This window comes from Rhodoferax ferrireducens, from assembly GCF_003347515.1.
Classification (GTDB): Bacteria; Pseudomonadota; Gammaproteobacteria; order Burkholderiales; family Burkholderiaceae_C; genus Rhodoferax.
On sequence record NZ_QEII01000241.1, the window covers coordinates 13,928 to 34,847 of the forward strand.

The 20,920-nt window shown below is 61.2% G+C and carries 17 protein-coding genes and 1 pseudogene; 6 read left to right on the forward strand and 12 right to left on the reverse strand.

What is annotated here, in order from left to right:
- Positions 1 to 7 precede the first annotated feature (7 nt).
- From C5P05_RS07515 to C5P05_RS07530, 4 genes are all read right to left on the reverse strand, one after another.
- The gene (locus C5P05_RS07515) at positions 8 to 1,159 is read right to left on the reverse strand and encodes a M14 family metallopeptidase (RefSeq protein WP_114969239.1); all 1,152 of its coding nucleotides are present in this window, start codon (positions 1,157 to 1,159) and stop codon (positions 8 to 10) included.
- Positions 1,160 to 1,167: 8 nt separating this feature from the next.
- Positions 1,168 to 1,548 carry an HPF/RaiA family ribosome-associated protein gene (locus C5P05_RS07520; RefSeq protein WP_157979241.1) on the reverse strand — a complete coding sequence of 127 codons (381 nt, stop codon included), beginning with the start codon at positions 1,546 to 1,548 and terminating at the stop codon, positions 1,168 to 1,170.
- A gap of 160 nt (positions 1,549 to 1,708) precedes the next feature.
- On the reverse strand, positions 1,709 to 3,901 hold the full coding sequence (locus C5P05_RS07525) for a putative bifunctional diguanylate cyclase/phosphodiesterase (RefSeq protein ID WP_114969241.1): 2,193 nt from the start codon (positions 3,899 to 3,901) through the stop codon (positions 1,709 to 1,711).
- A gap of 35 nt (positions 3,902 to 3,936) precedes the next feature.
- The gene (locus C5P05_RS07530; protein WP_232834387.1) at positions 3,937 to 5,196 is read right to left on the reverse strand and encodes an ABC transporter substrate-binding protein; all 1,260 of its coding nucleotides are present in this window, start codon (positions 5,194 to 5,196) and stop codon (positions 3,937 to 3,939) included.
- A gap of 150 nt (positions 5,197 to 5,346) precedes the next feature.
- Here C5P05_RS07530 and dbpA point away from each other — a divergent pair, with 150 nt between their 5' ends.
- Complete coding sequence (dbpA, locus tag C5P05_RS07535) at positions 5,347 to 6,771, forward strand: ATP-dependent RNA helicase DbpA (RefSeq protein ID WP_114969242.1); 1,425 nt, start codon at positions 5,347 to 5,349, stop codon at positions 6,769 to 6,771.
- Between the two features lie 133 nt (positions 6,772 to 6,904).
- A complete protein-coding gene (locus C5P05_RS07540; protein WP_114969243.1) occupies positions 6,905 to 7,141 on the forward strand; it encodes a hypothetical protein in 237 nt (78 codons plus the stop codon).
- A 24-nt stretch (positions 7,142 to 7,165) separates the two neighbouring features.
- Here C5P05_RS07540 and C5P05_RS07545 read toward each other — a convergent pair whose 3' ends face one another.
- Positions 7,166 to 8,428, reverse strand: a complete 1,263-nt coding sequence (locus tag C5P05_RS07545) for a DEAD/DEAH box helicase (protein WP_114969244.1) — start codon at positions 8,426 to 8,428, stop codon at positions 7,166 to 7,168.
- A 223-nt stretch (positions 8,429 to 8,651) separates the two neighbouring features.
- On the opposite strand from C5P05_RS07545, the gene C5P05_RS07550 reads away from it, so the two are divergent.
- Entirely contained in the window at positions 8,652 to 8,972 is a 321-nt protein-coding gene (locus C5P05_RS07550) for a DUF6172 family protein (RefSeq protein WP_114969245.1), read from the forward strand.
- 37 nt (positions 8,973 to 9,009) lie between these two features.
- On the opposite strand, the gene C5P05_RS07555 is transcribed toward C5P05_RS07550, so the two are convergent.
- The 3 genes from C5P05_RS07555 to C5P05_RS07565 form a co-directional block, all read right to left on the reverse strand.
- The gene (locus C5P05_RS07555; RefSeq protein WP_114969246.1) at positions 9,010 to 10,587 is read right to left on the reverse strand and encodes a methyl-accepting chemotaxis protein; all 1,578 of its coding nucleotides are present in this window, start codon (positions 10,585 to 10,587) and stop codon (positions 9,010 to 9,012) included.
- 27 nt (positions 10,588 to 10,614) lie between these two features.
- Positions 10,615 to 11,076 carry a cache domain-containing protein gene (locus C5P05_RS07560; protein ID WP_114969247.1) on the reverse strand — a complete coding sequence of 154 codons (462 nt, stop codon included), beginning with the start codon at positions 11,074 to 11,076 and terminating at the stop codon, positions 10,615 to 10,617.
- Between the two features lie 96 nt (positions 11,077 to 11,172).
- Positions 11,173 to 11,634 carry a cache domain-containing protein gene (locus C5P05_RS07565; protein ID WP_114969248.1) on the reverse strand — a complete coding sequence of 154 codons (462 nt, stop codon included), beginning with the start codon at positions 11,632 to 11,634 and terminating at the stop codon, positions 11,173 to 11,175.
- A gap of 200 nt (positions 11,635 to 11,834) precedes the next feature.
- Between C5P05_RS07565 and C5P05_RS34005 the strand changes: the two genes are divergently transcribed.
- Positions 11,835 to 12,002 carry a hypothetical protein gene (locus C5P05_RS34005; protein ID WP_198674657.1) on the forward strand — a complete coding sequence of 56 codons (168 nt, stop codon included), beginning with the start codon at positions 11,835 to 11,837 and terminating at the stop codon, positions 12,000 to 12,002.
- Positions 12,003 to 12,249: 247 nt separating this feature from the next.
- Here C5P05_RS34005 and icmF read toward each other — a convergent pair whose 3' ends face one another.
- From icmF to C5P05_RS07585, 4 genes are all read right to left on the reverse strand, one after another.
- Positions 12,250 to 15,579, reverse strand: a complete 3,330-nt coding sequence (gene icmF, locus C5P05_RS07570; RefSeq protein ID WP_114969249.1) for a fused isobutyryl-CoA mutase/GTPase IcmF — start codon at positions 15,577 to 15,579, stop codon at positions 12,250 to 12,252.
- Between the two features lie 153 nt (positions 15,580 to 15,732).
- Positions 15,733 to 17,667: a TRAP transporter large permease gene (locus tag C5P05_RS07575; protein ID WP_114969250.1), complete on the reverse strand. Its 1,935-nt coding sequence runs from the start codon at positions 17,665 to 17,667 to the stop codon at positions 15,733 to 15,735.
- Complete coding sequence (locus tag C5P05_RS07580) at positions 17,664 to 18,290, reverse strand: TRAP transporter small permease subunit (RefSeq protein ID WP_114969251.1); 627 nt, start codon at positions 18,288 to 18,290, stop codon at positions 17,664 to 17,666. The genes C5P05_RS07575 and C5P05_RS07580 overlap by 4 nt, the downstream gene beginning before the upstream one ends.
- Positions 18,291 to 18,361: 71 nt before the next feature.
- The gene (locus C5P05_RS07585; RefSeq protein ID WP_232834388.1) at positions 18,362 to 19,480 is read right to left on the reverse strand and encodes a TRAP transporter substrate-binding protein; all 1,119 of its coding nucleotides are present in this window, start codon (positions 19,478 to 19,480) and stop codon (positions 18,362 to 18,364) included.
- Between the two features lie 306 nt (positions 19,481 to 19,786).
- Here C5P05_RS07585 and C5P05_RS35105 point away from each other — a divergent pair.
- Both C5P05_RS35105 and C5P05_RS34010 read left to right on the forward strand, forming a co-directional pair.
- Positions 19,787 to 20,467: pseudogene (locus C5P05_RS35105) on the forward strand (MBL fold metallo-hydrolase); the annotation flags it as partial.
- Positions 20,462 to 20,899 carry a rhodanese-like domain-containing protein gene (locus tag C5P05_RS34010; protein ID WP_420130728.1) on the forward strand — a complete coding sequence of 146 codons (438 nt, stop codon included), beginning with the start codon at positions 20,462 to 20,464 and terminating at the stop codon, positions 20,897 to 20,899. The pseudogene C5P05_RS35105 and the gene C5P05_RS34010, both read left to right, overlap by 6 nt.
- Positions 20,900 to 20,920: the final 21 nt, after the last annotated feature.

Genomic DNA, 20,920 nt, shown 5'->3' on the forward strand with positions numbered 1-20,920 from the left:
AGCCGGTTCAGCGCAGCTGGTCTACCACCGCCAGAATCGGCAGCAACACGCCGGCGCCCAGCTTTTTCGAGCGCTCGCCATTCCAGCCGACCCGCTGATCTGGCAGATCGGCGTTGTCCTTGAATGGCATCTCGATGGTGAAGGCCAGGCAGCCAAAATTCTGCCCCACCCAGTTGGTGGCAAGTGTCAGGTTGGCCTCGCCCGGCTTGGTGCGGCCATAGCCCTGCGTGGTCTGGAAATCGGGACAGGTGGCGACCCAGGCCGCTTTAAAGGCGTTTTCCAAGGCTTCCAGGCGCGGCGTGTAGCCCGGCGTGCCCTCGGTGCCGACGCAGAAGTTGTAGGCCAGGCCTTCGTCGCCATGGGCGTCCAGGTTCAGGTCCACGCCGGTCGCCAGCATCTTCTGGCGCACCAGGAAAACTTCCGGCGATTTCTCCAGGCTCGGTGCTTGCCATTCGCGGTTCAGGTTGGCGCCGGCCGCATTGGTGCGCAGGTTGCCGCGTACCGCGCCGTCCGGGTTCATATGGGGCACCACGTAAAACACGCATTTCGCCAGCAGCACGCGCGCCACCGGGTCGGCGCCATCGAGCAGGCGCGCCAGAAACCCGTCTACAAACCACTCGGCCATGGCTTCGCCCGGATGCTGGCGGGCAATCAGCCAGATTTTCTTTTTCTGCGCTATCGGCGTGGCACTGTGGCGGTCGGTCAGGCGTAACAGCGTCATGTCGCGGCCGTCCAGGGTCTGGCCCAGATGCTGGACTTCCACATGCTCAGACGCGGCGGCCCGACCGATCAGGTCCAAATGGCGTTCATGCGAATAGGGCTCGAAGTAGGCGAAGTAAACGCACTGGGTTTGCGGCGTGATGTCGGCCGCCATGACCTGCCCGTCAAAGCGGGTGTCAATGCGAAACCAGCTGTGGCGGTCGTAACTGGCGACCACGCGGTAGTCCTGCCAGCCCTTGGGGTAAGCGCACTGGCCGGCGTTGAGAAAGCGCAAGCTCACCGCCAGCCCGGCCGCGCCCTGCAGCGAGAAGTGAAACCACTGCGCAAATTCACTGGCGTTGTCGCGGCGGATGTTGAGCTGGATGTCGCTGGGGTCGGTCATGCTCAGGACCTCAATGGCGCCGGAGTCGAAGGCGCTGGAGATATGCAATGGGATCATGCCGCTCCTTACGGCTCTTGTTGATAGATCGCCGCGTCGCTGGTTTCAAGAGCGCTTGCGTTCGAAGCGCTGCGGCGTGGTTCATGTTTTCCCAGGACGGTGTCGATGGCGCGCTGCAGCTTGACGACCGCACCGTGGATGGCTTGGTGGGCGGTGTCGGCATGGTCTTTCACGACGACCGGCGCCAGCCCGACCAGTCGGGCTTCCAACGTGCAATGAATCTCGTCGGGGCCGGTCTTGACCTGGCTGTTGGCATCGGTCAGGTGGGCCTCGACCCGGGTGATTTGGGGGTCAAAACGGCGAAGCGCTTCCTTCACCACGGTCTCCAGGTGGTCGGCCATCTGGTGGCGTCCGTCGACGTGGGGATCGGTATTCAAAATAACTTGCATGGGGTTTTTCCGGGTAGTGCGAGCGCGCCGGGGTGGCGCGCTCAAGAGGAGGGGTGATGGCCAGGCGAGGTGCGCCAGCCATGGTTCTGCCATGGTGCGCCGATGCGTGCGCCGCCGCAGTCAGACTGTAACGCGCCTGCCTGTAGGCGGACTCCTACCTTCAGGTCCGCGCGACCTGGCGCCTGGATGCCGGCAGGCGAAGCGGCCCGGGCAGCGGGCGCTTGAGTTGATGCCGGAGCTGCTCCGGTGTCTGAAACAGATTCTCGATTTCCCCGGCGGTGACCGGCCGGCTGAAATAGTAGCCCTGCATTTCATCGCAATGGTTGTCACGCAGAAACGCTAGCTGTTCTTCAGTTTCCACCCCCTCGGCAATCACCTTGAGTTTGAGCTGGTGCCCCAGCGCGATGATGGCCATGGCAATGGCCTGGTCGTCCTCGTCTGCCGGAATGTCGCGCATGAAAGACTGGTCGATCTTCAAGCGCCCGACCGGAAAGTGCTTCAGCGCGCTCAGGCTGGAATAACCGGTACCAAAATCGTCAATCGACAGATGCACCCCCATCAGCTGCAATGTGTGCATGATCGCAATGGCTTGCTCGGTATCGCGCATGATCACGCTTTCGGTCAGCTCCAGCTCCAGGTAGCGGGCGTCCAGGCCGCTGTCCTGCAAGGCCGTTGCGACGCGGCTGATCAGGTCCTTTTCCATGAACTGGCGCGCCGACACGTTGACCGACATGCTGATGGGCGGTAGGCCCGCCTGCTGCCAGGCCTTGCTTTGTTGACAGGCCGTGTGCAGCACCCAATCGCCGATGGTCACAATCAGGCCACTTTCTTCCGCCTGCGGAATGAAGCGTGCCGGGGAAATCATGCCCAGCTCGGGGTGCTGCCAGCGGATCAAAGCCTCGACCCCGATGATGCAGCCGGAGCGCAGATCGACCTGGGGCTGATACAGCAGCTGGAACTGCTGGCGGGCGATGGCATTGAGCAAACCCTCCTGCAGCCAGTTTTTTTCCTGAATCCGGGCATTCATTTCGCTTGCATAGAACTGGAAATTATTGCGCCCCAATTCCTTGGCGCGGTACATCGCGGTGTCCGCGTTCTTCAGCAGGGTTTGCGCATCCTGTCCATCGCCGGGGTAGGTTACCAGCCCCATGCTGCACGTGATCTGGAAATCGTGGCCGCCCAGATGGACCGTCTGGGCCACGGATTCGCGTATTTTCTGAAGCAACGCAGTGATGGTTTCCGATCGTTTCGGTTGATCGAACAGGATGACCACGAATTCGTCGCCGCCCAGCCGCACCACCGTATCGGTACTGCGGACGCACTGCAGCATGCGCTCGGCCACGGTTTTGAGCAGTTCGTCCCCGGCGTTGTGACCCAGGCTGTCGTTGATGAATTTGAAGTTGTCCAGATCAATGAAGGCCACCGTCACCAGGCGGTCGTAGCGCTGGGCGTACAACATGGCCTGTTGCAGACGGTCTTCCAGCAAGGCGCGGTTGGGCAGCCCGGTTAACGCATCGTGGGTCGCCTGGTGTTTGAGCGCGACGGCGCTGCTGGCCAGCAAAACATGCGATTTTTCGATCGACTCCGCCATCTGGTTCATGGCGCGCCCCAGCAGTGCGAATTCATGCTCCCCGCCCTGACTGGTTCGGGCGCTGAAATCCCCGTCGCCAACGCGCTTCGAGAAACCCATCAATTGCGTCACCGACCCCGTGATGCTGCGCGTGACCAGGGCGCCAATCGCAATCGCCAAGACCATCGAGACGCCAAAAATAGTCAGCATCAACAGCGTGGCCTGATCACTGGCCGCTTCAAACTGCGCCAGATTGTGCCCAATCTGCGCGTTCTGCTGGTCCAGCAGCCGGTCAATCGCATTCAGCCATTCTTCCTGGATCGGCGCCGCCTGGGTGGTGAGTATTTTCACGGCCTGCCCGGCGTTGAAGGCAGCCACCAGTTCCTCGGCTTGCCGCATGAACGGCTCAATGGCTGTGCTGTGCTGCTGCATTTCCGCAACAATGGCCAGTTCGTCACGGTTCAGGCCCATGGCGATCAGCATGATTTCGTTGTCGCGGTAAGTTTTTTGCTCAACGGCAACCCTCGCCATCTCCTTTTGCATTTCTTCAATGTCATTCGACATGCCGATATGGCGCGCAATCAAGCCCTGTCGAATCAATGTCTGGCGCATGAGGGCGGCCAGCGCGGACTTGCTGTTGCTGCGGTTAACCGTTTCGCTCAAGCTGTTACGTGCTTGTTTGGAGGCGCGTTCGGCAATGGTGGTTATGCCGGCCATCAGCACCAGCATCAGGCCGAAGCCCAGTGCCAGACGGTACGCAATTTTGATGTTTTTCAGTCTCATGCTGTCACAGGCCGGCGCGCGCCGAACTGGCTTGCTTACATGCCGTGCGCGACAGCGCTTGCCAGCTGCCGGGTCGCCTGCGCGGGTGACTGGTCCGAGTTGAAGAATTGACTCACCACATTCTTGACCACTACTTGCGTGGCTTCAGGCATCGCATAGCCGTGCGCAAAACTGCCCAGCAGCGCGCCGCTGCGCGAGGCCTGCTTGAGATCGACCATCGACTGTTTGCCGCAGTCATCGAATTTGTCCATCTGCACATCGGTCCGTGCCGGAATCGAGCCCTTCAGAAGACTGAATTTTTCCTGGACCTCCCTGTCCATCACGGTGCTGACAAGCACCATCTGGCTGGGGCGTTGTTGTTCCTTGACTTTGAAGCTGGCGAACTGGTCGCTCAGGAAGATGAACGTGCCCGCCGTGCCCGGATACTGAAAACACAGGTAATCAACATTGGGCTTTTTGCCTGCCTTGACAAATTCACCCTTGGCCCAATCGCCCATGATTTGCATGGCCGCTTTTTTGTGGATCACCATGGCGGTCGCGAGGTTCCAGTCGCGCCCGGAGAAATGCGGGTCGACCAGGGTGCGCAGTTTTTGCATCTGCTCAAATGCTTTTTCCATGGTCTTGCTGCCCAAGGCCTTGGGATCGAGGTCAATCAGGGCCTGTTTATAAAATTTCGGGCCACCCGCCGACATCACCGCATTGTCAAAAAGAGTCGCTTCCTGCCACGGTTGCCCGCCATGGGCCAGCGGAATATAGCCGGCCTTGCGAATCGTGTCGGCCAGCCCTACCAGTTCATCGAAGCTGGTCGGCGGCGTGAGCTTCAGCTCGTCGAAAATTGCCTTGTTGGCCCAAATCCAGTTGGTGCGATGCACGTTGACCGGCGCCGCCACCCAATGCCCTTTGAATCTGGCGAATTTTTGCAACGGCGGCGGCACCACTTGCGCCCACCCTTCCTTTTGGGCCACTGCATCAATATTGCCGAGCAAGCCTTCTTTCGCATAGTCGGTAATGGTCATGCCGAGCAATTGCACCGCGTCGGGCGGATTGCCGGAGGCGACACGGGCACGCAGAACGATGCGTTCCTGATCGCCACCGCCGCCAACGATCGGGCTGTCTTTCCAGGCATAGCCGCGCCGGGCGATATCGTCTTTCAGCACTTTCAGCGCGGCAGCCTCACCGCCGGAGGTCCACCAGTGGACCACTTCGACTGATTTCTGCTCCGCACCGGCTGAGCCTGCTGCCCCGCCAGCACACAGCATGGCCAACATCATGACGTTTTTGCGTAGCTTGCTCATCTGCCATCTCCCTGATATCACGTTTCAAGTGGCCAATACGCGTAGGGTATTGGATGATTCAATATGTAACTTTTATGACCAAATGTTCTGTGCGCGAGCGTACACCATGCGGCTTTTCGCACAAGTAGAGCTTGTACGGATAATCACCCCATGAGTACTACTGAATCAAAGGCGGCCCCTGCCGCCGCCAAAGCGTCTGCCAGCACCAGCTTCGCGACCCTGCCCCTGAACCCGGCCACCCTGGCCAACCTGGAACAACTGGGCTACCTGGAGATGACGCCGATCCAGGCCGCCAGCCTGCCGACCGCACTGGCAGGCAAGGACCTGATTGCGCAGGCCAAGACCGGCAGCGGCAAGACCGCCGCCTTCGCCCTGGCCTTGCTGACGAATCTCAACCCGCGCCGCTTTGCCGTGCAAGCCCTGGTGCTGTGCCCGACGCGCGAGCTTGCGGACCAAGTGACGATCGAGATTCGCCGGCTCGCACGCGCGACGGACAACATCAAGGTCGTCACCCTGTGTGGCGGCGTGGCCTTGCGCGGTCAGCGCGCCTCGCTCGAGCAGGGCGCGCACATCGTGGTCGGCACGCCGGGGCGCATCATGGACCATCTGGAGCGCGAGTATTTGAACCTCGAAGCCCTCAACACCCTGGTGCTGGACGAAGCCGATCGCATGCTGGACATGGGCTTCTTTGACGACATTGCCACCGTCACCAAGCAATGCCCGAAAGAGCGCCAAACCCTGTTGTTTTCCGCCACCTACCCGGAAGGTATCGAGAAACTGGCCAAGCAATTCATGCGCGATCCGGTGCAGATCAAGGTCGAGTCGCAGCATACCGAGAGCCTGATCGAGCAGCGTTTTTACGAGGTCACCCGCCACACCCGGCTGGCGACCGTGGCGCAGATGCTGAACCACTTCCGCCCCATCAGTACGCTGGCCTTTTGCAACACCAAGCAGCAGTGCAAAGACCTGGTGACCTACCTGCAGGAGCAGGGCTTTAGCGCGCTGGCGCTGTACGGCGAGCTGGAGCAGCGCGAGCGCGACCAGGTGCTGGCGCAGTTTGCCAACCGCAGTTGCTCGGTGCTGGTGGCCACCGACGTGGCTTCGCGCGGCCTGGACATCACGCAGCTGGAAGCGGTGATCAACGTCGACATCACGCCGGATGCCGAGATCCACATTCACCGCATCGGCCGCACTGGGCGCGCCGGCGAAACCGGCCTGGCGCTGAGCCTGGCCAGCATGAATGAGATGGGTTTTGTCGGCAAGATCGAGCAGTACCAAAAGCGCGAATCGGTGTGGCACAAGGTGGAAGAACTCACGCCCACGGGCGAGGGGCCGCTGAAGCCGCCAATGGTGACCTTGCAGATTCTGGGTGGCCGCAAAGAGAAGATTCGCCCCGGTGATGTGCTGGGCGCCTTGACCGCCGATGCCGGCTACAGCCGCGAGCAAATCGGCAAGATCAATGTGACCGAATTCACCACCTTTGTCGCGGTGAAACGCGAGATTGCGCACGAGGCCATGCGTAAGCTCAATGAGGGCAAGGTCAAGGGCAAAAGCGTGCGCGTGCGGCTTTTATAGGGTTCAGCTCTGTCAGGTAAACACCTACAGGCTGTGCAGCCGAATGCTGACTTCAGTTCCCGGGGGTGGCGACTACAGTTGTCTTACGCGCCAAAGCTTACTGATGACGCGGTGAACCCACCGGAGAATCCTGATGACCCATACTGCTTTTGCCCTCAATCCGTTCAGCCTGATGATGGAGCCCGAACGGGTGTTGCAGACCATGGAACGCTCGCAGCAGCTGCGCGGCCTGCGCCGCCACAAGCTGCGCCCGCTGGACAAGCCGCTGATTCCCTACACCCAGGAAGCACTGGCCAGCCGCGCGGCCTTTGACGAAGCCATCGATGAGCAGGATCGCCAGGACGAGGCGCGCGCCTTTCTGCTGAACTGAGTATTCAGCGCGGCCACTCGCGCTTTATTGGCTGCGGTCAGCAGCCGCCCGTAGCTTGTCTTTCTTGCTCGGACGTTTGCCTTTGACGCCACCATTTGATGGGTCGATCAGGCTGCCATCCGTGGCGAGGGTGGCCACCGGCGCAGTTTGCAGCGGCTCGAAGCCCTCAATCTGTTCCAGTACCAGACTCAGACCCTGGCGCTTCACAATCAAGCGGAAATGCCCCTCGGTGTCGGCGCTGACAAAGCTCACCGCGACACCTCTTTCACCCGCCCGCCCGGTGCGCCCGATGCGGTGCGTGTAGTCCACCGCCGAGCGCGGCAGATCGAAATTCACCACCACCGGCAACTGCGCAATGTCCAGCCCGCGGGCTGCCACATCGGTGGCAATCACGACCTTGAGGCGCGAGGCTTTGAAATCCGCCAGCACCTGCGTGCGCTTGCCCTGGCTCAACTCGCCATGGAAGGGCTCGGCATTGATGCGCGCCTTGCGCAGCTTGTCGGCTACCATCTCGGCGGCATGCTTTGTCGCGACGAACACCAGCACCCGGCTCCAGTGGTTTTGCGCCATCAGGTGGCGCAAGAGCTGGGTGCGCCGACCCGTGTCCACCGCAATGGCGCGCTGCAGAATGTCCGGCGCGCTCTGCGGCGCCGGTACCACCTCGACCCGCACCGGATCGCGCAGCAGCGTCTGGGCCAGTGCCTGCACGGCAGGGGGAAAGGTGGCCGAGAAAAACAGGTTTTGCCGCTGAACCGGCAGCAGCGTGAGGATGCGCTTGAGTTCCTCGGAAAAACCCAGGTCCAGCAGGCGGTCGGCTTCGTCCAGCACCAGCGCCTTGACGTCGGCCAAAGACAGGGCGTTGTGCTGGACCAGGTCCAGCAGCCGGCCGGGGGTGGCGACGACGATGTCGCTGCCGCCGCGCAGCCGCATCATTTGCGGGTTGATGGAGACGCCGCCAAACACGATGGAGACTTTCAGCGCGCGCGGCAGGTGGGCCGCCAGGTTGCGGAACTCCTCACCGACCTGGGTGCAGAGTTCGCGCGTGGGCACCAGAATGAGCGCGCGCACCCGCCGCAGGCTCTCCGGCGGGGCCTGTTCCAGCTGCTGCAGCAGCGGCAGGGCAAAGGCCGCCGTCTTGCCCGAGCCGGTTTGCGCCGAGCCCAGCACATCGCGGCCCTGCAGAATGGCCGGAATGGCTTCCAGCTGGACCGGCGTGGGCGCAACATACGCTTTGGCGCTGACGGCGCGTTGCAGGGACGGGGACAGGCCCAGAGAGGAAAATGGCATAAGGGGGCGCTTTGTGGAGTGAAGTCAGGGGGATCGGGCCGGGCGCACAGTTTAAGCCTTATGCGCGCCACACCGAGACAGCGGGGGCCATGCAAGAGGGGGACGTCGCATAATCGAGCCCTTGCGATTCACGCCCGTCCGGGCGGGTATCGGACGCCCCTCATCTACCGGAGACAGCGCTGCAGGTCTGTCCCGCACAGTCTCAAATTCTCTAAAGGCTACCGTGAAAAAAACATTCAAACTCAACATCGAAGGCAAAAACCGTGACCGCGTGCTGGAAGCCACCAAGCATGAAATCCGCAAATACGTCAAACGCCAGCGCCGCGTGCCGCTGCCCGAGGGTGTGGACTTCTGGGATTTTGACTGCAAGTTCGGCACCAGCGAAGCCAACGCCACGGTGGTGCATTTCGCCACCATCACCAGCTTGATTGACGCCGTCGCCAAGGAAGGCGGCGATGCGTTTTATCTGGAATTACTGGTGAAAGACGGCCTGCGGACTGCCAAGCCTGCGGGCGCCAACGAGGCCGATCAGGACCCGCAATAAGCCGTTGCTGCCGCCGGCAGCGCACGGATCAAGCTCATCACGCCAGTCGCAGCTGGTCGGTGACGTGAAAAACGGAAATAGTCTGCACCAGGCCGGCCGCCTGCATCCGCAGTGACTCGGCTGCGGCGGCACTCTGCTCCACCAGCGCCGCGTTTTGCTGGGTGTTGCGGTCCATGTCGGACACGGCATCGTTGACACCGTGGATGGCCTCGGCCTGCTCGGCCGTGGCACGGGAAATCTCGGCCACCATGGTGCTGACCTGCTCGATCGAGGCCACGATGCGGCGCATGGTTTCGCCGGCCGCGTGAACCTTGCTGGTGCCGGAGGCGACTTGATCCACCGAGGCGCCGATCAGACCCCGAATCTCCTTGGCCGCCTCGCTACTGCGCTGTGCCAGACTCCGCACCTCGCTGGCCACCACGGCAAAGCCCCGGCCCTGCTCACCGGCCCGGGCCGCTTCCACCGCGGCATTGAGCGCCAGAATATTGGTTTGAAAGGCGATGCCATCGATCGTGCCAATGATTTCACTGATGCGCTTGGCCTGCACGCTGATGGCATCCATGGTTTTCACCACTTCGGCCACGTCGCTGCCGCCTTGCTGCGCCACGCGCGAGGCGTCCAAGGCAAGCTGGTTGGCCCGGGTGGCGGTTTCCGCGTTCAGCTGGATGGTGTTGGCCAGATCGGCCACGGACGATGAGGTTGCCTGCAAGGCGGATGCGGTTTGTTCCGTGCGGGTGGCCAGGTCGTTGTTGCCAATCGAAATCTCGCTGGCGGCGGTGTCGATCTGATCGGCCCCGCTGCGGATGTTGGCAATCATGGCGTTCAGGCGTTGTGCCACCTCGCCCAGCGCGCGCAGCACCTGCCCGGTCTCGTCGCGACCGGCCTGCACCTCGCGCAGACTCAAATTGCCGTCCGCCACATCGCGTGCGATGCCCACAGCGGCCTGGAGCGGCTGGACAATCTGGCTCGCTATCAACCAAGTGACCAGCGTGCCCAGCACCAGTGCGATGGCGGCCAGTGTCATCGTCGCGGTGTTGCCGGTGGCCAGGCTGGCCGTGGCGAGCTCACCGCTGAGCGTCGCCGCTTTGACCTCGTGGCTGAACATTTCGCCCAGCACGGCACGGGTTTCGGTATAAGCCGTCTCGGCCGTGCTCATCATGACGGCGGCCGTGCTCAGATCGGCGTCTTTCATGTCGATCGTATCGAGCGCGCCTTTGGTGTAATTTTTGTAGGCCGCGTCAAGCCGCGTCAGGCGGGCCAGCGCGTCCTTGTCGTCTGCAAACACGTCGCGCAGCTGGTCAAAGCGTTGCTGGGTTGTCTTGAGTTCCGTGCCAATCTTCTGGTCCAGCGCCTTGATGACTTCAGGCTTCAGACCCGCGCCGGCGTAGGCCACGCTTTGCATCACCATGCCGTTGGTCGCCACGGCCCGCTCCTGCGCTTGCGCGACCAGGGTCACGCGCACCAGACTCTGCTGCGTCAGAAAGTCCAGCGTGCGCGACGTCGCCTGGGAGGTCCACAGGCCGTACAAAGCGACGGTCAGCATGCACAACAGCACCAGCGCGGGCGCCAGTGCCACTTTGGCCATCAAGGGCAGACGGTCGAAGATTGGTTTCAAAGCATATTCCTTCCTGAAGTCGAACGATTAGCGGTAAGTGCCGACCGACACGCTGCCGTCAAAACCGGGAATACGCTTGACGAACGTGGATTTGCCTTCCACTTTTTTGCTGACCGGGTGGGTCCAGTCATAGTCGACCCAGCCCTCGCCTTTGGTCGCGGCCGTATCTGTGAGTTCGCGCATGAAGGGCTTGCCGTTCTGGTCCTTGAGTTCCATCATGTTTTTGCCGACCAGCTTGTCATTGGCGCCGTGAGCCAGCGTGACACCCTTGCTGTCCATGGCAAAAACGTACAGATCTTTCTTGGTCCAGTTGGCCTTGTCGGTCGTGAAGTCCTTGAAAGCCTGCTCATGGCCCGTTTTTTTGATGTGCGCCAGCGCGGCGTTGGCCAGGGCCTTGGCTTCATCCTTGGTGCCGTGGTCTTGTGCCAGGGCCGATACAGACACAACAGCCGCGAAAAGCAGGGTTGTCAGGGTGCGAAACAGTTTCATGAGGTGCTCTTTAAGAAAAATACAGTCCAGGAATGGATATCGGCGCCTTGCGCGTTTTCGTAAGGCGCAAGGCCCGCCGCTCAGTCGCTTGCGCGACTAGCGATAAATGCCGACGCCGACGCCGCCGTCAAATCCGGGGATCGCCTTGACGTAGCTGGCCTTGCCTTCCACCTTCTTCGTCACCGGGTGCGCCCAGTCGTATTCGACCCAGCCATCGCCCTTGCTGGCGGCCAGCGCGGTGAGTTCGCGCATGAAGGGCTTGCCGTTCTGATCCTTGAGTTCCAGCAGGTTCTTGCCCACCAGCTTGTCGTTGGCGCCATGCGCCAACATGGCGCCTTTGGTGTCAATGACAAAGACGTAAAGGTCCTTCTTGGTCCAGTTGGCCTTGTCGGCCGTGAAGTCCTTGAACGCCTGCTCATTGCCTGCTTTTTTGATGTGCGACAGTGCGGCATTGGCCAGGGCCTTGGCTTCGTCCTTGGTGCCGTGGTCTTGTGCCAGGGCCGATACGGACACGACAGCCGCGAAAAGAAGCGTCGTCAGGGAGCGAAATACTTGCATGATTTTTCCTAAAAAAATAATTTGAAATTCAACTTATCGATCGTACCAGTGCAACATAGTGCATCCGTCAGAGTTTCCTAGGGGAAAGCGAGCACTCTTGGTTGTCACGCCCAAATGACCAGATCGTGGTAGGCCAGGTACGGCACCGGCCAAGTGCTGAGATAATCGCGGGTTTAGACAATTAACTGGAGTTATTTCTCATGGCAAAGATCATCCGCACCGAAGCCGACCGCCTCGCCACCCCCCGCCCTGCGGCACCCAAAGGCGTGTGCTACACGGCCCCTCACGGTCAACTGCGCAGCCTGGAGCGTGGCGCCGCCACCAACAACAAGAAAAACCCCGGCAAGCGCTGCAAAAAAGGCGGTTGATCAAGCCGGTGGTACCAAAACAAGGGCGGTTTTACCGCCCTGTTTTTTTGCCCGGAGTTTTTAGGCATTTTTGGGCTATGTCTGCATTAACTGTTGAAATTCAATTCGCCAGAGGGAAGGAGCAAATCGGTTCTACAGGGAAGCGAAGTGTTTCAACAGCTAATTCATACATAGCCCATTTTTGGCCTACAGCCCCCGTGGATACTGCGCAGTTAGCTACTTAAAATATAGCGATTCTTGCCCGGCCTCACATATTGCGCCGGTACTGCCCGCCCACTTCAAACAAGGCGTTGGTGATCTGGCCCAGCGAGCACACGCGCACGGCGTCCATCAGTACCTCGAACACGTTCTTGTTCTCGATCACCGCCTGCTGCAGACGTTTCAGCATGGCCGGCGACTCGTTCGCGTGCAGCGCATGGAAGTCAGCCAGGCGTTTGAGCTGGTTCTGTTTTTCCTCGTCGGTGGAGCGCGCCAGCTCCAGCGTGTCATGCACCGCGTCGCCATGCGGGTTGCGGAAGGTGTTGACGCCGATGATGGGCAGCTCGCCGGTGTGTTTCAGCATCTCGTAGTGCATGCTCTCGTCCTGGATCTTGCCGCGCTGGTAGCCGGTTTCCATGGCGCCTAGCACGCCGCCGCGTTCCGCGATGCGCTCGAACTCCAGCAGCACCGCTTCTTCCAGCAGCTCGGTCAGCTCCTCGATGATGAAGGCGCCTTGCGATGGGTTCTCGTTCTTGGCCAGGCCCCATTCCCGGTTGATGATGAGCTGGATCGCCATCGCGCGGCGCACCGAGTCTTCGGTCGGCGTGGTGATGGCTTCGTCGAAGGCATTGGTGTGCAGGCTGTTGCAGTTGTCGTAAATCGCAATCAGCGCCTGCAACGTGGTGCGGATGTCGTTGAACTGGATTTCCTGCGCGTGCAGGCTGCGGCCACTGGTCTGGATGTGGTATTTGAGCTTCTGGCTGCGTTCGTTAGCGCCGTACTTCTCTTTCATCGCCACGGCCCAGATGCGGCGCGCCACCCGGCCCATCACGGTGTATTCGGGGTCCATGCCGTTGGAGAAGAAGAAGCTCAGGTTCGGCGCGAAGTCGTCGATGTGCATGCCGCGCGCCAGATAGGCTTCCACAAAGGTGAAGCCGTTGCTGAGCGTGAACGCCAACTGGCTGATCGGATTGGCGCCGGCCTCGGCGATGTGGTAGCCGCTGATGCTCACACTGTAGAAGTTGCGCACCCGGTTGTGCACGAAGTACTCGGCGATGTCGCCCATCACCTTCAGACTGAATTCGGTGGAGAAAATGCAGGTGTTCTGGCCCTGGTCTTCCTTCAGGATGTCGGCCTGCACCGTGCCGCGCACGTTTTCCTGCACCCACTCGCGGAGCTTTTCCAGCTCGGTGTCGGTCGGCTCGCGCCCGTTCTCCAGTTTGAATTTGTCGATGTTCTGGTCGATCGCCGTGTTCATGAACATGGCCAGGATGCTGGGCGCCGGGCCGTTGATGGTCATGGACACGGAGGTGCTCGGGCTGCACAAATCGAAGCCGCCATACAGCACTTTCATGTCGTCCAGCGTGGCAATCGAGACACCGCTGTTGCCGACCTTGCCGTAGATGTCAGGCCGCGGATCGGGGTCGTTGCCGTACAGCGTCACGCTGTCAAAGGCGGTCGACAGGCGCTTCGCCGCCATGCCGGAACTGAGCAGCTTGAAGCGGGTGTTGGTGCGAAAGGCGTCGCCCTCGCCGGCGAACATGCGGGTCGGGTCCTCGCCCTCGCGCTTGAAGGCGAAGGTGCCAGCTGTGTAAGGGTAGCTGCCGGGCACGTTGTCCAGCGTCAGCCATTTCAGGATCTCGCCGTGGTCTTCAAAAGTGGGGAGCGCCACCTTGCGGATGGTGGTGCCGCTGAGTGACTTGCTGGTCAGCGCCGTGCGGATTTCCTTGTCGCGCATCTTGACCACGTATTCGTCACCGGCGTAGGCGGCCTGCATGAGCGGCCATTGCGCCAGCAGCTTGCGTTCGGCCGCGCCCAGATGCGCTTCGCGCTGTTCGGCCAGGTCCAGCACCGCCTGGCAGGCGTTGACCTTGCTGGCGTCGTCCTCCTGCAGCATGCGGCCGGATGCGCGCAGCTGCTGGATTTCACGCGCCAGTAGGGCCTGACTGCGGGCGCGTTTTTTGTAGGCCCGCACGGTGTCGCTGATTTCCGCCAGGTAGCGGGTGCGTCCCGCCGGCACCACCGGGGTCTGATTCGTGCTGTGGCGCACCGCCACACTCGGCAACTGACCCGCTTCAGTCACCTTCAGTCCCAGCGCCGCGAGCCGGACTTTCAAAGCCTGGTACAGGGCGGTGACGCCGTCGTCGTTGAAACGCGCGGCCATGGTGCCAAACACCGGCATCTGGTCGGCCGGCGTGGTCCAGGCCTCCTTGTTGCGCTGCACCTGCTTGGCCACGTCGCGCAAGGCGTCGAGCGCGCCCTTGCGGTCGAACTTGTTGATGGCGACGAACTCGGCGAAGTCCAGCATGTCGATTTTTTCCAGCTGGCTGGCGGCGCCAAACTCGGGCGTCATCACGTACAGCGGTACGTCCACATGCGGCACGATAGCCGCGTCGCCCTGGCCAATGCCCGAGGTTTCCACCACGATCAAATCAAAACCGGCGACCTTGCAGGCGGCAATCACGTCCGGCAGGGCGGCGCTGATCTCGCTGCCGAAATCGCGTGTGGCCAAGCTGCGCATAAAGACGCGGGGACCCTGGCTCCAGGGGCTGATGGCGTTCATGCGGATGCGGTCGCCCAAGAGCGCGCCGCCGCTCTTGCGTCTTGAGGGATCGATGGAGATCACGGCCACGCGCAGGCTGTCGTCCTGGTCCAGGCGCAGTCGGCGGATCAGCTCGTCGGTCAGGGACGACTTGCCAGCGCCGCCGGTGCCGGTGATGCCCAGCACGGGTATCTTTTTGGTAGCGGCCTGCGCACGGATTTCCTGGGTCAGCGCCGTTAATGACTCCGAAAGAACGCCTTTGGCCTCACCCGAGGCTTTTTCGTTCTCCAGCGCCGTGATCAGCTGCGCCAGCGCGCGCCAGCTCATCTCGCTGTGGCCCTGGATGGCTTTGATGTCGGTCGGGGCGTAGCTGCTGAGATCCTTGTCGCAGCGCATCACCATCTCGCCGATCATGCCGGCCAGCCCCATTCTTTGGCCGTCTTCCGGGCTGAAGATGCGCGCCACGCCGTAGGCCTGCAGCTCGCGGATTTCCGGCGGCACGATGACACCGCCGCCGCCGCCAAACACCTGGATGTGCGCGCCGCCGCGTTCCTTCAGCAGGTCCACCATGTACTTGAAGTACTCCACATGCCCGCCCTGGTAGGAGCTGATGGCGATGCCTTGCGCGTCTTCCTGCAGGGCGGCGGTCACGACCTCTTCCACGCTGCGGTTGTGTCCCAGGTGAATCACCTCGGTCCCCATGCCCTGCAGGATGCGGCGCATGATGTTGATGGCGGCATCGTGTCCGTCGAACAGGCTGGCGGCCGTGACAAAGCGCACTTTGTTCGCAGGGCGGTAGTTGGCGAGCGCTTTGAACTCAGCGGACAGATCGGTCATGGGGGTGTCTCCGTTTTATGGGGGTATCAGAGCCAGCATCAAACATGCATTCGCTGACTTGACGTTTACGTAAACGTCAATCTTACCGTCTTTCTAAAAAACAAGGGGCGCTTGCGCGCCCCTTGTTCAATGTCAACACCTGTCGCGGACGCGCTATTTGTAAAGCAGCTGAGGTAGCCACAGACCGATCGCCGGGAACTGGTACAAGAGAATAATGGCCAGCACCTGGATCGCCATGAAAGGCAGCATGCCAGAGAAGATCTGGTTCAGCGTCACATGCGGCGGGCTCACGCCCTTCAGGTAAAACGCGGCCATCGCCACCGGTGGACTCAGGAATGCAGTTTGCAGATTCAGTGCCACCAGCAAGCCGAAGAACAGCGGATCAACGCCGAAGTGCGGCAGCAGCGGGATGAAAATCGGCATGAAAATGACGATGATCTCGGTCCACTCCAGCGGCCAGCCCAGCAGAAAGATCACGACCTGCGCCATGATCATGAACTGCACCGGCGTCATGTCGAGCGACAACACCCACTGGTTGATGATCTCCTGCCCGCCAAGCAGGGCGAACGCGGCCGAGAAAATGCTCGAGCCAACGAACAGCCAGCAGACCATGGCGCTGGTCTTCGCCGTCAGGAAGACCGACTCCTTCAATACCCCGAAGTTGAGTCGCCGATAGGCCGCTGCCAGCACCAGACCGCCCAGCGAACCCATGGCCGCGGCCTCGGTCGGCGTTGCCAGCCCGAACACGATACTGCCCAGCACCGCCAAAATCATGATCGCCAGTGGGAAGAACGACCCCAGCAGCATCTTGAAGATCTCCAGCCGGGCGAAGCTGAAAAATGCATAGAAGAGTGCCAGGGCAACGGCACAGCTGGCCAGCGCGACCCAGAAACTCGCTGGTGCCGGCACGCGCTCAGACGAGACCGCTGGCTCGGCCGCTATTGGCGCGCTCGGCTTCGCGGTCTCTGCGGGGACGCTGGCCGCGGGTGCTTGCGTCGCCTCTTCACTGGGGGGCTCCTGCAAGCCGCTCTCTGCTTCAGGCTCCTGCAGGCCCCCGGCTTCGGCCTGATCGTCCCCGGCCGTGCCCATGGCTGCACTGCCCATCGCAACCACCCCCTCCATCGCCTCAGTCGGGATCGGGGCCGTCACCTTCAGGAAAACAGTTCCCATGATCAGCACGACTGCCAGCGCTGGCAAAAAGGCGATCAGCAGGTGGCTGAGGAGCTCATGCATCGGTACCGCGGCATTGCGCTTGCCCTTGATCGCACCGATCAGCCCGGGCAGGACTCTGTTACTGATGCTGGTCGAGACGATTTCCGCGAACACGGGCAGCGGCACGCGCCGCTCTTCGGCCGACATGGGCGGCGCGAGATGGGGTTTGAGCTTGGCCAGCACAATCACGTAGAGGACGTACAAACCTGCCAGCATGAGGCCGGGAAAGAAGGCGCCCGCATAGAGCTTGACCACCGACACACCCGCGGTGGCCCCGTACACAATCAGCATGACCGACGGCGGGATCAGAATACCCAGACACCCGCCCGCCGTGATGGCACCGGCCGAGAGCTGCACGCTGTAGCCGGCGCGCAGCATGGCGGGCAAGGCCAGCAGACCCATCAGGGTGACCACGGCGCCCACAATGCCGGTCGCGGTGGCGAAGATCGCGCAGGTGATGATGGTCGCCACCGCCAGCGAACCCGGAATGCGCGCGGTGGCGAGGTGCATGCTCTTGAACAGCTTCTCGATCAGGTTGGCGCGCTCGATCAGGTAGCCCATGAACACGAACAGGGGAATGGAAATCAGCACGTCATTCGACATCACCGAATAGGTGCGCTGCACCATCAGGTCCAGCGTCTGCTGCACCGCCAACCCGGGATTCTGACTTCGGTAAGCGATCCAGGCAAACACCATGCCCATGCCCATCAGGGTGAACGCGGTGGGAAAGCCGAGCATGATGGCGACAACGACCAGCGCCAGCATCAATAGACCCAGATGGCCGTTGGTCATCATGGAGGGCGATGGCAACAGGACGAAGGCGGCCAGCACGACCATGACCATGATCGAGAGCCCGAACCAGACTTCTTTTCTCATTTCTGGCTCCCCTTCGGATTGACGACGAAGGCATCGAGTTTGGCGATATCCTCGTCCTTGACGTGCACCATTTCCTTCAGTTTTTCGACGTCCACTTCCTCGACGTCTTCTCCGCGCGAGGGCCATTCGCCTTGGCGCAGGCAGACGATACAGCGCACGATTTCAACCAGACCCTGTGCCAGCAGGAAGGCTCCGGCGATCGGGATGATGGTCTTGAACGGGTAAACCGGCGGGCCGTTGGCGGTGATGTTCGAATGCTCGTTGATGGCCCAGGAATCGGCGGCATAGTTGTAGCCGGCCCAAGCCAGCGCAAATACCCCCGGCATGAAAAACAAGATATACAAAGCCAGATCCAGACCAGCCTGCAAGCGCGGCGGGAAAAACCCATAGAGCACATCACCGCGCACATGGCCATTCTTGGACAAGGTGTAGGCGCCCGCCATCATGAACAGGCTGCCGTACATCATGCTCATGACATCGAAGGCCCACGGGTGCGGATTGTCGAGTGCATAGCGCGAGAACACCTCCCAGGAAATCATGAACGTGAGGGCGACGATGAGCCATGAAAACGCCTGGCCTACAAAGGTACTGATCCGGTCGGTCGCTAGAAGCAATTTCTGCATATTCTGGTCTGCTTAAAAAATCAGCCATCCGGACTGGGCCCGAATGGCTGACGGATGCGGCAAGAAAACGCTCAAGCCTTCTTGGCTGAGAAGAAATGGTTCACGGCCATGCGCCGGCTGACGTAGGTGTCCTGGTCCCACTTCACGGCGCGCTCGGCAAACGCCTTCTGCGATGCGACAACTTCCTTGAATAAGGGGTTTTCCGCCGACTTCTTTTCAATAATGACATCCCACAGTTTGAGTTGAGCCTGCAGAATTGAATCCGGGGTCTTGTAAAACTTGACCTTGTCCTTGGTCTGCAACTCGATGTAGTCCTTGGAATAACGGTCAATCGCCTTCCAGGACATCTCGGCCGACGCGGCCTCGGTTGCGCCTGCGATGATTGCCTTCATTTTCGGTGGCAAAGCATCGTATTTGGTCTTGTTGAACATGATCTCGAAGGTTTCGGCGCTCTGGTGGTAGCTCTGCAGCATGCAGACCTTGGACACGTCAGGAAAGCCGAGCAGTCGGTCCGATGAGGCATTGTTGAACTCGGCCCCATCGAGCAGACCGCGGTCCATCGCCGGCACGATCTCACCGCCGGGAAGTGCATTCACTGCGGCGCCCATCGCCGTGAACAAATCGATCGCCAGGCCGTTGGTGCGGAACTTGAGGCCCTTGAAATCCTCCGGTTTTGTGATGGGCTTCTTGAACCAGCCCAGTGGTTGGGTCGCCATGGGGCCGTACAGGAAGGACTGCACATTGCCGCCGATGGAGGCGTAGAGTTTGGCCAACAATTCGGCCCCGCCACCATACTTGTGCCAGGCCAATATCATGTTGGCGTCCATGCCGAAGGCCGGACCGGAGTTCCACAGCGCCAGCGCATTCTGCTTGCCGTAGTGGTAGCCCAAGACACCATGTCCGCCATCCAGCGTGCCCTTGGACACCGCTTCCAATAGTCCGAATGCCGGCACCACGGCGCCCGCGGGTAGAACTTCGATCTTGAGATCGCCGCCGGTCATGTCGTTCACTTTCTTGGCGTAGTCGAGGGCGTACTCGTGAAAGATGTCTTTCGATGGCCATGTGCTCTGCCAGCGCATTGAAATTGGCCCTGTTTGCGCCTTGGCGATCATGGGGGCGGATATGGCACCTGCGGCCAAGGCAACGCCCTTGAGCAGGCTGCGACGACGGGGAGGGGTTCTATCAGTCAAGTGAGTCTCCTGTTGTAAAAATAAGTTCTGACTGATTTTGCGCACATTCCGACCCTGTTCAGGCTAGGGTTTCCACCCAGTAAATCGCTATCTAAAGTAAAAGACTTTTTACTTTTCATCCTTCTCAAGCCTGAATGTGCGCAATGATGCGATTAACTCGATGCCACCTTGCGGGCGGGCCGTTCCCCGGCGATGTCGTCGAAATGCGCATCGCCGGCCGGTCCCTGCCGATGCCCCATTTACAAAAATCATTTAGAGTGCTATTCCTGTTTCAGGCTGACTTATTCCCTCTCTTTGGTACGCACCATGAACCCCATACAGCTTTTTGACCCGGCCTCCAGCACCTACACCTACATCCTGTTTGACGAGACCACGCGCGAGGCCGTCATCATTGACCCGGTCGATGTGCAGCTGGAGCGCGATCTGGCGACCTTGCGCCAATACGGCCTCAAGCTGCTGTGGAGTGTGGAAACCCACGCCCATGCCGACCACATCACCAGTGCCGGCCAGCTGGCCGAGCTGGCCGGCGCAAAAACCGCCGCGCCCGAGGGCTGCGGCATCAACACCGCGGCGGTGCAGCTCAAGGACGGCGACACCCTGAGTTTTGGCACCGAGCAACTGCGGGCACTGCTGACCCCCGGTCACACCGCCGGCAGCATGAGCTATCTGTGGCGCGACCATGTCTTCACCGGCGACACCTTGCTGATCAACGGCTGTGGCCGCACCGATTTCCAGTCCGGCAGTGCCGAGGCGATGTACCACAGCCTGACCCATGTGCTGTTTGCCCTGCCCGACGCCACCACCGTCTGGCCGGGGCACGACTACAACGGCCGCACCCACTCGACCATCGGCGCCGAGAAGTCCGGCAATGCACGCGTGGCCGGCAAGACGCTGGACGAGTTCACGGCCATCATGGCCGCGCTGCATTTACCCAAACCCAAGCGCATTGACGAAGCCGTGCCGGCCAATCTCAGCTCCGGCCTGCGCCATGACGCCGGTGGCGAGGCCCTGCTCACGGCGCGGCCGGCGCCGGGTTATGCCGGCGATGTCTCGCCCCAATTGGCCTGCCAATGGTGGCAGGCGGGCGATGCCGTGCTGGTCGATGTGCGCACCGACGCCGAGCGTGAATGGGTCGGTTTTGTGCCGGGCGCCGTGCCGCTGGCCTGGAAGCAGTGGCCGGGCATGGCCATGAACAGCTCGTTCGATGTGGGGCTGCAGGCGGCGGTGCCGGCGGACAAAAAGGTGGTTTTCATGTGTCGCAGCGGCGTGCGCTCCATCGCCGCCGCCAAGCGTGCCACCGAACTGGGGCTGGAGGCCTACAACATCCTGGAAGGTTTTGAGGGCGACCCGGACCAACACGCGCAACGCGGACGCAAGGGCGGTTGGCGCTTTCACGGCCTGCCCTGGCGCCAGGGCTGAAGCGTCTCAGCCGGTTTGATG

Bases quoted from the DNA above. Each gene is read 5' to 3' on its own strand.
- C5P05_RS07515 (WP_114969239.1), bottom strand. From the start codon at position 1,159: ATGATCCCATTGCATATCTCCAGCGCCTTCGACTCCGGCGCCATTGAG.
- C5P05_RS07525 (WP_114969241.1), bottom strand. From the start codon at position 3,901: ATGAGACTGAAAAACATCAAAATTGCGTACCGTCTGGCACTGGGCTTC.
- C5P05_RS07575 (WP_114969250.1), bottom strand. From the start codon at position 17,667: ATGAGAAAAGAAGTCTGGTTCGGGCTCTCGATCATGGTCATGGTCGTG.
- dbpA (WP_114969242.1), top strand. From the start codon at position 5,347: ATGAGTACTACTGAATCAAAGGCGGCCCCTGCCGCCGCCAAAGCGTCT.
- C5P05_RS07565 (WP_114969248.1), bottom strand. From the start codon at position 11,634: ATGCAAGTATTTCGCTCCCTGACGACGCTTCTTTTCGCGGCTGTCGTG.
- C5P05_RS07520 (WP_157979241.1), bottom strand. From the start codon at position 1,548: ATGCAAGTTATTTTGAATACCGATCCCCACGTCGACGGACGCCACCAG.
- C5P05_RS07540 (WP_114969243.1), top strand. From the start codon at position 6,905: ATGACCCATACTGCTTTTGCCCTCAATCCGTTCAGCCTGATGATGGAG.
- icmF (WP_114969249.1), bottom strand. From the start codon at position 15,579: ATGACCGATCTGTCCGCTGAGTTCAAAGCGCTCGCCAACTACCGCCCT.
- C5P05_RS07560 (WP_114969247.1), bottom strand. From the start codon at position 11,076: ATGAAACTGTTTCGCACCCTGACAACCCTGCTTTTCGCGGCTGTTGTG.
- C5P05_RS07580 (WP_114969251.1), bottom strand. From the start codon at position 18,290: ATGCAGAAATTGCTTCTAGCGACCGACCGGATCAGTACCTTTGTAGGC.
- C5P05_RS07545 (WP_114969244.1), bottom strand. From the start codon at position 8,428: ATGCCATTTTCCTCTCTGGGCCTGTCCCCGTCCCTGCAACGCGCCGTC.
- C5P05_RS07530 (WP_232834387.1), bottom strand. From the start codon at position 5,196: ATGAGCAAGCTACGCAAAAACGTCATGATGTTGGCCATGCTGTGTGCT.
- C5P05_RS34005 (WP_198674657.1), top strand. From the start codon at position 11,835: ATGGCAAAGATCATCCGCACCGAAGCCGACCGCCTCGCCACCCCCCGC.